General features: G+C 43.7%; 8 protein-coding genes and 1 pseudogene. 3 read left to right on the plus strand and 6 right to left on the minus strand.

What is annotated here, in order from left to right:
• Nucleotides 1–6: 6 nt before the first annotated feature.
• Genes GQS54_RS21380 through GQS54_RS21390 form a run of 3 tightly spaced genes read right to left on the minus strand, consistent with a single transcriptional unit; the run spans nt 7 to nt 3,670 of the window.
• Nucleotides 7–1,092, minus strand: a complete 1,086-nt coding sequence (locus tag GQS54_RS21380; RefSeq protein WP_166425950.1) for a family 43 glycosylhydrolase — start codon at nt 1,090–1,092, stop codon at nt 7–9.
• A 45-nt stretch (nt 1,093–1,137) separates the two neighbouring features.
• A complete protein-coding gene (locus tag GQS54_RS21385; RefSeq protein ID WP_166425951.1) occupies nt 1,138–2,079 on the minus strand; it encodes a sugar kinase in 942 nt (313 codons plus the stop codon).
• Nucleotide 2,080: 1 nt separating this feature from the next.
• Nucleotides 2,081–3,670 (minus strand): sugar porter family MFS transporter, encoded by a 1,590-nt coding sequence (locus tag GQS54_RS21390; RefSeq protein ID WP_166425952.1) that lies wholly within the window; start codon nt 3,668–3,670, stop codon nt 2,081–2,083.
• Nucleotides 3,671–4,098: 428 nt separating this feature from the next.
• Between GQS54_RS21390 and GQS54_RS21395 the strand changes: the two genes are divergently transcribed.
• The 3 genes and pseudogenes from GQS54_RS21395 to GQS54_RS23365 all read left to right on the plus strand — a co-directional run.
• Entirely contained in the window at nt 4,099–6,480 is a 2,382-nt protein-coding gene (locus GQS54_RS21395; protein ID WP_166425953.1) for a beta-galactosidase, read from the plus strand.
• Between the two features lie 356 nt (nt 6,481–6,836).
• Complete coding sequence (locus GQS54_RS21400) at nt 6,837–6,998, plus strand: hypothetical protein (RefSeq protein WP_166425954.1); 162 nt, start codon at nt 6,837–6,839, stop codon at nt 6,996–6,998.
• A gap of 83 nt (nt 6,999–7,081) precedes the next feature.
• Nucleotides 7,082–7,207, plus strand: a pseudogene (locus GQS54_RS23365) (lactoylglutathione lyase); the annotation flags it as partial.
• A 649-nt stretch (nt 7,208–7,856) separates the two neighbouring features.
• Here GQS54_RS23365 and GQS54_RS21410 read toward each other — a convergent pair.
• The 3 genes from GQS54_RS21410 to GQS54_RS21415 form a co-directional block, all read right to left on the minus strand.
• On the minus strand, nt 7,857–9,974 hold the full coding sequence (locus tag GQS54_RS21410) for an Ig-like domain-containing protein (RefSeq protein WP_240920034.1): 2,118 nt from the start codon (nt 9,972–9,974) through the stop codon (nt 7,857–7,859).
• Between the two features lie 39 nt (nt 9,975–10,013).
• Nucleotides 10,014–10,967 carry a VCBS repeat-containing protein gene (locus tag GQS54_RS23370; protein WP_240920035.1) on the minus strand — a complete coding sequence of 318 codons (954 nt, stop codon included), beginning with the start codon at nt 10,965–10,967 and terminating at the stop codon, nt 10,014–10,016.
• A 95-nt stretch (nt 10,968–11,062) separates the two neighbouring features.
• Nucleotides 11,063–13,003, minus strand: a complete 1,941-nt coding sequence (locus tag GQS54_RS21415) for a CRTAC1 family protein (RefSeq protein ID WP_166425955.1) — start codon at nt 13,001–13,003, stop codon at nt 11,063–11,065.
• Nucleotides 13,004–13,749: the final 746 nt, after the last annotated feature.

Raw genomic sequence — 13,749 nt, forward strand, 5'->3', positions numbered from 1 at the left:
TTCTGGTTAGTTACTATTTTGAAAGGTTCCTGCATCCAGAACCTGCTTTTTCAAACGATATCGACAGATATAATTCCAATTCCAACTGCTATCATATTTATGACAGAGCCCCCATTGTAAGCCCGGCGCTACAACGTTCTGTTGTTCGGATGGGCGATATACACCAATGGCTTCCGGTGCGCCTTTGATATGCGCTTTGATGTCAAAGTTAATACCATCAGGGGCAAATTGTATGGTATTTTTTTCAGGTCCGTCAGTAGTCAATAAGCTGGCTATGCCACCGCGATAATTCCAGACCACCACCTCATGTCCGCTGTTGCTAATCGGGTTATATTCAGACTTGGTATAGGGTCCTAATACGTTGTCAGCAATAGCGACGCCGTGTTTGATTTCCCGGCCACCGAAATTCATTTCTTCGCCCATGGTTTCACCTTTGTAGTACAGGTGAAATTTACCATTAAAAACCAATAAACAAGGATCGTGTACCTTATGACTATCAAAACTGCCCTTGGATTTAACATGGAAACGATTGTCTTCGTCGCCTAACCACTTGCCATCCATTGAGGGACTCAATATAGGCGCAGATGACTTCGTCCATGGGCCAAAAGGTGAATCTGCATGAGCAATGGCGATTTGCTCAATTTGTCGATTGGTATAGGGAAACTGCACCGTTTGGTAGACCAGATAATATTTGTCAGCATGGGCAAGCACTTCAGGGGTGAATACGGCTCTGTCATCGAAGGTACCTTTTGCACCACGCGTAATCGCGGGGCCTTGTTCCTTCCATGTTTCACCGTCATGTGAGGTGGCGTGCCATACTTCGGTTAAGTCCCATGGAAAGACTTTATCGTCTGGGTTGCTACTACCAAAGCCGACGGTTTCGCCGCTGCCTTTGGTATACCAACAATGGTATACACCCTCAACCGAAATGACCGATGTTGGGTCGCGACGTATTACACCTTCTTCAAATGCGAAATCACCTTTTAGCGGACTGGTTTCGAATTCAATCATCCAGTCTGCATTTTTGCTGTCGTAGCCGCGCTCAATAGCGCGTTTGGTAGCTAGGCTTTGTTTTGGATTAGCATCACTCATGGGTCTTTCCTCAATAATTCTTGTTCGATACGACGTTATAACGACTTAGGCAAAATGCTGGCGAAATGCATCGAAAATTTTGTGTTCAACGATGGCGCCCTGATGTTGCACCACCAGACCTGCAGCGCCAGCGGCTTGCTCTATTGCCGTTTTGCAATCATGGTTGGCCATTCGACACGCTAAATACACGCCAGCAAAAGAGTCACCGGCGGCGGTGGTATCGCGCTGAATTTTAGCTGGCGTAAAGGGCACGTGACATAAAGCTTGACCATTAACAAAGGCGAATACGCCTTGTTTACCTGCTTTGACGACTAACTCGCTCACATCGTGCTTTGTGCAGTAATCTACAATTTCACTGACTGAAGTGTGCCCCAACAGATCATCATGATCTTCAGTGCCGGGTAACACTATGTCACTCAGATCATAGGCGGCTTCAAGCCATTGAATAGCATGCGCCTTACTGGACCACATTTTAGGCCGGTAATTTGGATCAAAAGCAATTTTGCTGCCCTTGGCTTTAAGACGGGTAACTAAGTCTATAAAGCGAGATTTATCGTGATCAGCAAGAACCCCAAGGGTAATACCGCTGAAATAGATTACATCGAAATGCGGCCAATCTGATTCAGCTTTGTTGTGCTCAATAAGTTGCATTAATTGGGTTGCAGCAGAGTCTTTGCGCCAATAGTCAAAGTGTCTCTCGCCGTTGCCGTCGTTTTTAATCGCGTAAATTCCCACATTATGAGTGGGCGATATCAGGGCAAATTTGCTGCTGATACCGTGTTTCTCCCAGTGTTCAGTCATTAATGTGCTGAATGTATCTTGGCCGACCCCAGTCAAAAAATAGCAATCTAACTGGGCTTGCCAACGTTTGGCATATACGAGGGAGTTGTACGTATCACCAGCGAATGAATGGTGTAAGGTTTTGCTCAAAGTGAAACTCAGTTCAAGCATGCATTCGCCAATGGCTAAGAGTGAAGGGCGTGACATATTAGACTACGCTCACTTTGTTTTTACAGCTGTCTAAGTCCACTTCAATTTCTTCAATTGTTTTGTTTTTCGTTTCCGGCATGATTTTATATAAAATCACGAATCCGACGGCGCCGCTGATGGCGTAAAACAAGAAAATGTCACTTGCGCCCATGTGGCTAAGTTGCCAAGGGAAAAATTGCTGAACCAAATAGCTAACAATACTGGCGAGTAGCGCGAACATCGGAATAGCGGTACCGCGAATGGCTATTGGGAATATCTCTGAAAATAATACCCACATAACAGGGCCAATTGAAAAGTGGAATGCGGCAATGTAGCCCATAACACCAAACAGGATCATATTGGCGTTCACATTGGTCGCCATTTGCATTAATTGCCCTTCATGGCGCCGAAAATCTTCAAGACCAATCACAGATTGCAACATGTTCTTAAATTCGATATCAGATGAGAAGGTGGTGCTGACCATGTCATGTAGGTTCGTTAGGCCATGCTGGGTAACAAAAGTATTGATCTGCTCCGGTGTTAGCAAGTAAGTGGCTTGGCTAAATGCGTAGTGACACATAAACAAGCTGATAGTACCCGCTGCAAGCCCGTAAATAACTAACGGGCGACGGCCCAATCTGTCAACTAATAACACTGCGCCAATGGTGAACACCACACTAACTAAACCGACGATAAGCGCTTGGAAGAAGGCAGCGTTAGTGCCAAGACCGACCTGCTCAAATACGGTTGGGGCATAAAACATAATGGCGTTGATGCCAGTAATTTGCTGAACCACGCCCATGGTTAGGCCAATTAAAGCAGCCTTGCGCATTTTACTGCCGAACATGGCTTTTATCGCTTCCATGGTGGACAGAGCATGCTTGTCGCCTAAATCGACGCTGTACTGTATTTGAGCCAGTTCTTTCTCGGCTTCTTGGTCGCTTAAAAATTGGTGAAGTACACTTTCTGCTTCGTCAATACGGTTGTTCATCACTAGCCAGCGTGGGCTTCTGGGGATCAAAAACAATAGGAACAGCCATAAAATAGCGGGAATTATTTCGATGCCAAGCATCCAGCGCCACGTATGGGTGTTCAAGCCTAGAGACGTCACCCACTGTGAGTCCAATTGCGATACTTGCAATATCATGTAATTAGCAAAATAAGCAGCGGATAAGCCAATGACGATATTAATTTGTATCATCGCGACGAGCTTGCCTCGCAGTTTAGGCGGGGCAATCTCGCCAATGTACATTGCAGCCACAGACAGGGACGTAAACGCGAGTCCCCCAACGAAACGTGCAGTAACTAACATTTCAAACGAAAATGCGCCCACTGATGCAACCGCGGATAATATGTAGAGAAACGAAATGATCAACAGCGCTTGACGACGGCCGTATTTGTCGCAAATAAAGCCAGTGATAAGTAACGCGAATAACACACCGAATCCAGGAGCACTCACAACGGCGCCAATTTGCAAATCTGAAAGAGCAAATTCTGCCGATATAAATCGCACAGTGCCGGAGATAAGCGCGGCATCTAAACCAAAGATAAACCCCCCAAACGCCACTACAATGGCACAGAAAAATACATGCCTAACTTGGTTATTCATTGATGTTCCTATTTAGCTTGAGCAACAAGGTTACTCAAATCGCATTTTCTTTATGCTAACGTAAATATTGAAAATTGTTAACAATTAATTATTGTGTAATGAGATAAACATCTCAATGGCCTTGTTAAACGCGAGATAATCTATGTGCAGACCCCCTTGTCGTATTTATTGTGTTGTTAACAATCGCTGTTCTATTAAGGGTTGTTTCCAACATTCACTAAGAAAGTTGTCTGACGTATTTTACCGAATAATCATACGACGTTTTCAAATTTAACCTATTAATAATTCTCAAATATATGATTTTTATAAATTAGTTTGGTGAATGAAGAATTTTTATAGCCTAATTAATTGTTAACAATTTACAAGTTTTGTGCGCTATGTATAATACCAAAATGTAAATTATGTTAATGTTTTTGATAGGGGTAAATATGAATGCCAGTAAAACGTTACTGCTTGGGGCGATTGTTAGCGCGCTAGCAGGGTGCAGTACAAGTGAAACCACTGACGACACTACGAACATTTCGGCCACTGAAGTTCAACTACATCAGGTAAACGAACAAGGAGGCAAAACACTTGAAACGTTATTTGTTGCCTCTAATAGCGACGCCCTCAATCATGTCAAATATACCAACGCGACAGGTACCGTTAACACGTCTTCTGATGAAGGTCTAACGGTTGTATTTCATGGTAAAGACAACATTAACAGCGCCGTGGATTTTGTCCCTGATGTGGCATGGGACTGGAGCGACTTAGAGGATTTTAATGTTGCGTTTGATATCGGTAATGGGGGAGAGCACTCAGTTCAGTTGTTCTTAAACATATCTGACATCAATGGCGATTCTTACACGCGCTCGGTCAGTGTGCCAATTGGGCCTAAGAAAACCTACTATGCAAAAATGGCGGGGCATGATTTAGCCAAATCAATCAGTGATGATAAAAACGAATTTAATTTTACCTCAGGCCTGCGCTCTAACCCAGATACTTGGACTTCTGATGATAAGCAGTTTATCTCCTTGTGGGGTAAGAAAAATCTTAAGTTAAGTGGCATAAGTAAAATGTCGTTAAGTGTGCAAAATAATTTATTTGATAAACAAATCACTATTGACGATATCCGCTTGCGCCAAAACCCGCCTATGGATACGCACTACCTTACGGGCGTGGTTGATAAATTTGGCCAAAATGCAAAGCGAGAGTTTGAGGGAAAAGTGCACTCATTAGAAGAGCTAAACGTCGCCCGTGACAAAGAGTTGCAAACCCTTGATGGAAAATGGAACGCCCCGCGTTCAAAATGGGGGGGCTGGTTAAACGGCCCTAAACTTGAAGGAACCGGGCATTTTAGAACGGCTAAATATAAGGGGAAATGGAGCTTGGTTGACCCAGATGGATATCTGTATTTTGCCACCGGACTCGATATTATTCGGTTAGCAAACTCATCCACTATGACAGGCTATGATTACCCTGCATCCGCGTTGGCGAAAGCGGACAATGCGGATGTCACTCCCGCTGATTCACAAGGGCTTAACCGTGTTGATGACAGTGCTGTGCCGTTACGCTTTGTGGCATCCAAGCTGAGAAAAGACTTGTTTACTTGGTTGCCAGAATATGACGAACCTTTGGGGAAACATTATGGATATCGCACCGGAGTGCATTCAGGCCCGCTAAAGCAAGGTGAAACCTACAGTTTTTATTCGGCTAATTTGGATCGTAAATACAGTGAGCTTGCTCCTGATTATATGCAGAAGTGGCATGACGTTACCTTGCAGCGTATGCGCAACTGGGGATTCACTTCACTCGGAAATTGGACCGACCCGGCGTTTTACGATAATCAACAAGTACCATTTTTTGCTAATGGCTGGATCATTGGCGACTTTAAAACTGTTTCCAGCGGCGATGATTTTTGGGGCAACATGCCAGATGTATTCGATCCTAAATTTAAAGAGCGTGCATTGCAGACCGTTAGCGTAATCGCACAAGAAGTCAAAAATACCCCTTGGTGCGTCGGTATTTTTATAGATAACGAGAAAAGTTTCGGACGTAGCGAAACGTCACAGTCGCGGTACGGCATCGTATTCAACACCCTTAAACGCGACGGGCATGAGGTGCCCACTAAAGCCGCTTTTACCAAGATGATGAAAAATAAGTATCGCAGCATAGAGGCTTTGAATTCTGCATGGGGTAAAGATATTGCTTCTTGGAATGTCTTTGATAAAGGCATGGATTCAACATTATCGCCGGATCCCAAATCTGCTGACAAACAGCTAAAGGATTACAGTGATATGTTATACGCCTATGCTGATAAATATTACGCAACGGTTGATGACGCGCTGCAAACCTACTTGCCCGATCATCTCTATCTAGGTTCACGTTTCGCTGATTGGGGCATGCCCATGGAAGTGGCAAAAGCCGCGACAAAATATGTCGATGTAATGAGCTATAACATCTACAAAGAAGGCTTACACCCCAAAGGTTGGGAATTCTTAGCGGATTTTGATATGCCATCTATCGTAGGCGAATTCCACATTGGCGCCACTGATAGCGGGTTATTTCATCCGGGGTTGGTGCACGCGGCCAGCCAACAAGACCGGGCTGATATGTATCAAGACTATATGCACACTATTATTGACAGCCCATATTTCATCGGAGCGCATTGGTTCCAGTATATGGATTCGCCAATTACCGGACGGGCGTTTGACGGTGAAAACTACAATGTTGGCTTCGTTAACGTCACCGATACACCTTATTCCCCCATGGTAGAAGCTGCAAAAGAGTTACATAAAGGTATGTACGAACGACGCTTTTCGGGGCAGTAGCCTGACTCTCCAGCGCGCAGCATATAGGTTGCGCGCAATATATTAAGGATAGCAAATAAAATAACCACGTTTTTACCTGACTTAGCACGTGGTTTTTACCATTTCTTATTATCAAAAGGGCGTCTTATACAACATACTGCTCGATTTTTTACATCTTCATTGTTACTCACCAGCCGTTGGCTTATTCCTAATAGCGTGTCAGTCGTCTGACTCAGTTGTCGTTGGTGGAAGGTTGAACGTTAAGGTGTCCATTCAGATATTCACTCCACAATTTGTTTATGTCACAAAAAAAGCGGCCATTATTGGTAAGCCTAGCGGAAAGTATGGCGGGCCAGTCGTCGAGGCTTTCAACAACCATGGACAGTATGATTTGGTTGCATCCCAGCATAATTTCACCCCAAAAAATTTATTTTGGGGCCAAGAAACAGCCTATTAATACTGCCTATACGCAAAAAATGATAGGTGGTGACCTACACGGCATGGCCGCAGGGGATTACGACAACGACACCTTTGGCTAATCAAGCGGGTATTAAAAAATTTGACGCCCGCGGGCTAAAGAACAGGGACCAGGCAATTTCGCCTGTGAAAATGTTACCGAATTAAAAAGTGCCCAAATGATGGGGCGATGAAAGGCCTTACCTTTATAAAAGACCCGGATGGCTATTGGCTCGAGATTTTCGACGCCGCCAAAGTCAGTGATGCTTGCGCCCAACATTTGCAGAAATAGGCTGCAAGGAGACTTTTTGCGCCAAGATGGGCGCCGGTAATCCGACAATAGCAAAAGCCCTTGCCGATGACATGAATGCCGAGCGCATCTATGAAGTGCAATGATTGGCACCCCATTGGTTGAGCAATAGAAAACTGGCTGATTTTTAAGTGGAGAAAGGTGAGAGGAAATGACTTCATCAGCTTAGCGCTCGCCAATTTCTAAGGTTCTGTATACCCTTCTAAAACCTTGGTTGTGGGAACCGAACCATTGTCCTTTGAGGATATTTTTTATTTCTTTACGCCAATATTCAGATTATTCGCCTGCATCCACTCAGAAAATCCCGAGCCGGAAACATATAAGTTAATGTACTTTCTTTCGGGTACTTTAAATAACGTTAATTCTGAGGGGGGGTATCGGCAAAAATGCTGATGTTGTTGAGGTTTGGTGAAGAATGAGCGCGTTCATTTTGACTAACTAAGCCTTCATCACCGAGTTTTTGATAGCGCCTCTATCATTTGAGAAGAGTCGGTCTAGTAATGTCACATCTGCGACAAACTAGACCAGAATCAGTTGTTGATTAAAGTAACTTTATGCAAGCCAATTTTTGTTGAATTTCATCGCTCATGTCACCCAAGTAAAGTAAAAAGATGTCGATGAATCACATACTCTATTCTAATAAAACAAAACGTTCGATGCTGTCTTTATAAGTTTTTCCATTGCTGGCTGTGAAGCTTACGTCTAATGAATAAAACTGGCCTTCGGGTAGTGCATCAGTAGGCAAGAGTCCTTTGGTTGATACGGTCGCTGTTGAACTGCCGGATACTGTGTACAGAACACTTGCATCAGTTTGTATTCTATCTTCGATAGGGATCCACTGTTTTTTAAAATGTCGTAGCCAAACTCGCAGGCCTCCTTCATCGGCAGAAATCACTTTATTGCCCGTTCCTGCATGGTAGTTAATATGGATCTCAAACGTTTGCCCAGCACGAATTGTTTTGCTGTTAAGTTCTGCCAAGTTTTCAATTTCGATATAGGGTTTTACGTCCGCTTCAACGATAAATTGCAATTCGTCATAAATATCTGAATTTCCTTCGCTCTGAGCGCTAACCGTAACCTGACCTCGGGTTAACGCGTGAATTGTTCCATCGGCATCGACCGATGCAACCTCTGGCGCTGAACTAGTCCAGCTTAATTGTGCATTGTCTGGGCCTTCAGGAGCGATATTTGCGTTTATCCGCTGTACTTCACCTTCAATCAGTTTGGTTTTTGAAGCGCTTAAGGTCGCTGAAGTAATAGGGTTGGCGTACCATTGGTGCACGGTGATTTTGGCTTTGACCGACAGAGCATTTTTAGTGCTCGTGGCCATAATCATTGTGCTCTCGCCTACTTTGCCTACCACCTTCAGAAGTCCGCTGGGGCTTATTTGAGCGACAGTTGGGTCGTTTGAATGCCATTGCACGTCTTGGCTTGCGTTTTCAGGCGTCGCGGTCACTTCTAATTGCAGTGTATCTCCCGATCTTGGCGCTAAGTCTTGGGTATTTATTGCCAAAGTAGCCGGATCCAGTGCGTTAGTATCAAATATTTTATTGGCTTGTTTATTAGAGAAACTAACCGTTTCGCCGTTGCGCCAACGTACCTGAATATGGCTTATTTTGTCTTCTTTGCCTAATCCGAAATGCGCGATATTCAGTAAGCTTTGTGAGAACACTTCACCCGCTGAGCCGATACGTTTTTGGTATGTAGTTGAAGCTGTTTGTAAGGTAATTTGTGCGCCGAGGGCATCAACGTTACCTTCTGGGGAATAACCCACTCTTACCAAAGCGTAGTTGTTGTCAGTCACTGGCTGATTGTTATACAAATACCATTGACCGTATTCACTGCCACTGAGTATGTCTAAATTTCCATCGAGATCAAAATCAAACGCTTGGCCCATGTCGCCAAACCCCGGCCCACCTAAATCACTTGCACCATGCATAGTGACCGTTTCGAAGTTGTCTTGGCCTGTGTTGAGCAGCATGAGATCTGAGATACGTTTCTCGACTAATCCCCAACGGTAAACAAACAAGTCTTGATGGCCGTCATTGTTAAAATCACCGGTTGTAACACCTAAGGCGTTACCACCTGCTGGAATATTCCATTGTTGGGTAACGTCAACAAATTTGCCGTCTCTGTTCTCTAGCAACACGTCCTGTATATTACGATTTTCCGGTATAAAATTAGGCGCCGCTTCTTCTACACCTGATAAGGTGAAGAAATAGGACCAAAATATATCACCGTTGCGTACCAATGCCGCTCGCCATTTGTTGTTGCCCACGTGACCGAAATAAACTCCGTCAGCTGAAATATCGTCGGGCCAGCCTTGTGCATTTGTTTTATCAAATTCTAGGGTGCCGCCAGATGGCACATCCGTTGATATTTTGTTTTTACCCAAGTAGATAGGGTAGGCTTTTCCCCTAAAGCCGTTTTGCCCTAGAAAATGATAATTATGCAATTTCAGTGGGCCACTTGCCTTGAAGCTAAATTCGTCAACACCTTTATAACCTCGCGTTTTCAGAGAGAAATTTCGGGCTATGGGGTCAAAATCAACGGACGGTGTTTCGCCCTTGCCATGCTCAAACTCTTTGCCTCTGGCCAAATACATATCCAAGTCACCGTCGTTATCTATATCTATGTCGGTTACGGCCATAACACTGTTCAACGCTCGAATGTTATTCGGAATGCTGTCGCTGATATCGGTGTAGGTAAAATCGCCATTGCCTTGCCAAACAGATAAGGGCCCATACATGACGATATCGTCGATGTTATCACCGTTAAGGTCTGTGACTCAGGCTCGAGAGGATCTGACATCCTGAATATCGGGTACCGACTTGAAGGTGAAACCACCTTGGCCGTTATTCTCGTAAAAGAAGTGCTGGGGTTTTTGATTGTTCAAGCCGGTTTCATTAACCAGCATGAGATCCAGATCGCCATCTAGGTCCATGTCTGAGTATCTGGCTCCACGACCCCGTGCGCCTCGGTCGATACCGACATCTCCTGTGTAGCGCACAAAATTACTGTTATCGTTTTGATAGAAATAAGAGACAGATGGGGCAGTGCCATTACCGCCGCCCCGAGTCAGCACCATATCGAGATCACCGTCATTATCGTAATCACCTAGAGCTGTGCCGTGAAGATCTTGCATAAACCAGCGAGACAAGTCGTCTTTGTATTTAGTGACGGTACCGTCGCCGTTGTTCCAATAGATTTTACTCGACTCTGCGTTGTGATTGTTAACGATAAAGTCGTAGTCGCCGTCTTGGTCAATATCGGCAACAGAAGGCCCGCCGTATTTAATCGAATTAACTTTATCTAACCCTGCTGTTACAGAAATATCCTTAAATTGTGGGATGGATAAATGCTCCGCGTCTTCCACTTTTAAAGAGTTAATTGTGATGGGAGAATTGATCGCTTTTAATGTTAAACGTGTTTGCCCTAAAGCACTAAATTTCACCAATACATTAATCGTTTGGCTGCCCGTATGGGAGATATTGAGGTTATCAACTAACACCTTATCCCCATCGAACAGAGAAAAGTTCGCCGACTGCCCAGGATTATCGATTTCAAAGGTCAGTTTTTTGGTTTTGCTACCCGTTACCTCATAATTGAGTTCCACAGGTGATGAGGGGGTGACGGTAATATTGGACAAGTTTTCGTCAGATGGCCCACACGCGGACAAACAAAATTGCAGTAGCAGAAGGACACTGAGAAAGAGTGGTTTTTTAAATTTATTACCTGTCATTTTTTTTACTCATTTTTTATACTAAGAACGTTAAAGAGCCCGAATAACGGTAAAGCAGAATCTTTACTTTACCGCCAAATAATCAATACCTAGGTTTATAAAATCGATTTGCCGAGCGTTAGAAGCTGATTAGCTTGCTGGTTTTTCAATGTTTGTGTTGTGCCGTCTCGCCAGAGAACCGTGATGTCGGTTACCACATCGTCTTTTCCTAAGCCGAAATGCGCTATGTTCAGCAAGCTTTGGGAATGACTAGCATTACTTGAGCCTATGAGTTTGTATTGCTTTTGACCTTTCGTTGTTATCCATACCTTTGCCCCGTAAGGGTCAACGCCATTTTTTGAATAGCCTATTTTTACAAGCAAATGATTGTTATGGGCATCGTCAGTGACGTTTTTGTATAAATGCCATTTACCGTTGTCATCATCGCCACTTAAAATATCTATTTTTCCATCTAAGTCGAAGTCAAATGCGACACCTGAATCACCGTGAGATTTTAAATCGATTTCAGTTGTGGCGTTATGCGCCACGCTGCTTGTGAAATGCCCATCACCGGTATTGAGTAACATCACATCGGCGATCCTGCGTTTTAAATCACCAAAGCGATATACAAAGAAATCAGCATTACCATCGTTGTTGAAGTCGCCAGTGGTGACACCCCAGTTATTGGTTTTTAAGGTATCTGGTATACGCTCTGAAATATCTGAGAATACACCGTTATCGTTGCGCAATAATACGTCTGGTACGGCTAAATCTTGTGGCTTCCAGCTAGCCTCGTAATCTGTAACGCCAGTCAATGACGCGCGCACATCCCAAGCTAAATCGTCGGTTAACATCCACTCAAGGCGCCACTTGTTGTCGCCTAAATATCCTAAATACCAACCGGTTTCGTTCAATTCTGTAGGGAAGCCCATCGCTTGTTCTTGAGTGACAGTGTGATCTTCTTTTGGCGTGGTGATCTGCTGTTTATTCGCACCAATAAATACCGGCATAAAATCCAGCAATTTGGCTCTGGGAAAGTGATAGAAATCATTAAGCGTTAAGTCTGAATCAGCGTAGAGCGTTAACCCATCATGACTTTTACTGCCTACGTCTCTAAGATCCAGTGTTTGATGCTCTTTATCGAAACTGAGGCTGTCGTTGGCGATGGTGTAATACAGCTTGCCGCGGGCAAAGTAGTAATCCAGATCGCCATCATTATCGATGTCGGCTTGGGCGACGGTGATGGTACCTGGGTAATCATCATGCCCTTGAGGAAACACAGTGCTGGTGGTATTGGTGAAGGTAAAATCACCATTACCTTGCCATATTGATGTTTTGTCGTAACTGGTAAATGCAATAATATCCATGACATCATCATTGTTGTAGTCTGTTATTAACACTCGTTCTGCTTCTATATCTTCAAATCCTGGACTTTCTACATAGCGAAACGTGCCATTCCCTAGGTTTTTGAAAATGATATTACGCGGTAATGTTTCGTTGACCACTTTAGCGGCATTAACTTGCATAAAGTCTAAATCGCCATCGTTGTCTAAATCGACCCAGCGAACACTTCGGCCTCTGGCGCCCAACTTTGAGATACCTGCTTCTTTTGTAACGTCTGTATAGGTACCATTGTCATTACGCAACAAGCGCTGGGGTTGCGGCGTTAAGCCATTACCGCCGCCGAGTGATAAAAGAATGTCGTTGTCACCGTCTGCATCATAATCGCCAGCGGATATTCCATGTAAATCCGCTTTATGAAAAATATCTTTCACTTCGCTAAAACGATCGTCAGCATTACCCATAAATAGTTGTACAGGTGTGTTGTCGTGATTGGTTAACAAGAAGTCATAATGGCCGTCATTATTTAAATCAACCACCGCAGGCCCGCCGTATTTCCAATTGGCTTCGGTAACTAAGCCTACTGATTCAGATACATCTTCAAATAAAACTTGGCTATTTGCGGGGGGACTTACAGCGTCATTATGACTACAAGCGCTTTGCAAAACGATGGCAACGCCAAAAGCGACTACGGAAAACGGTTTATTTATGATCATGTTCTTATCCAATATCTTGTTAAGGTAAATTAGTAAGTTAACGGAAAAAGGGCCTCCTAAGGACCCTATTTTAGGAGCTTAGTAAATCTAAAAACTAGAATGTATAGCGCGCACCCAAACGGTATATGTTGCCGGTATTCCACTCTCTAATGGTGGGATATTTCGTTGCTTCACCTATATCTTGAGCGGATTATTTACCTATGATTTCGGCAGATAAGGAATCACCAACGCTTGAACTTTAATAATTTCCAACTCGTCGTTAGAGGTGTCGGTCTGATTCTCCGACGAGGAAATCTGGCGTTTGTTGCTGTTCTCTTGCTGAGGAACCACCTTTCTGGCATACCAATTAACATAATTGCTATAGCAATCGACAATCTTGACTTACTAAATTATTAGGTAGTCGCATCTGCATTCTTGTAACAAAAGTATTCACCACCAACATGTTAATTATATATTGTTTATTGTTTACAATGTGAAGCATACTTGTTACAAAACTTGATCTCAACCAAATATTCAACGATCGCGCTAACAATAAGTAGCAGTTAGCACTGTGAAAATTAGTAATTAAGGTATCTATCTGTTTTTATTGGGTAATTTCATTATCTAGCTTGTTTTATTTTAGGAGGAATGTTTCATCTTAGTCGGAATCGATAATCAATGGAGTCAGAGCCACGGCAAGAGCGTGAATGCCTAATTATCACTCAACTAACTCGGATCCCGCTAAAAATATAGCCTCAAGGTAATCA

The organism is Paraglaciecola sp. 20A4 (assembly GCF_011378905.1).
GTDB lineage: Bacteria > Pseudomonadota > Gammaproteobacteria > Enterobacterales > Alteromonadaceae > Paraglaciecola.

Bases quoted from the DNA above. Each gene is read 5' to 3' on its own strand.
- GQS54_RS21380 (WP_166425950.1), bottom strand. From the start codon at position 1,092: ATGAGTGATGCTAATCCAAAACAAAGCCTAGCTACCAAACGCGCTATT.
- GQS54_RS21385 (WP_166425951.1), bottom strand. From the start codon at position 2,079: ATGTCACGCCCTTCACTCTTAGCCATTGGCGAATGCATGCTTGAACTG.
- GQS54_RS21390 (WP_166425952.1), bottom strand. From the start codon at position 3,670: ATGAATAACCAAGTTAGGCATGTATTTTTCTGTGCCATTGTAGTGGCG.
- GQS54_RS21395 (WP_166425953.1), top strand. From the start codon at position 4,099: ATGAATGCCAGTAAAACGTTACTGCTTGGGGCGATTGTTAGCGCGCTA.
- GQS54_RS21400 (WP_166425954.1), top strand. From the start codon at position 6,837: ATGGACAGTATGATTTGGTTGCATCCCAGCATAATTTCACCCCAAAAA.
- GQS54_RS21410 (WP_240920034.1), bottom strand. From the start codon at position 9,974: ATGTATGGGCCCTTATCTGTTTGGCAAGGCAATGGCGATTTTACCTAC.
- GQS54_RS23370 (WP_240920035.1), bottom strand. From the start codon at position 10,967: ATGACAGGTAATAAATTTAAAAAACCACTCTTTCTCAGTGTCCTTCTG.
- GQS54_RS21415 (WP_166425955.1), bottom strand. From the start codon at position 13,003: ATGATCATAAATAAACCGTTTTCCGTAGTCGCTTTTGGCGTTGCCATC.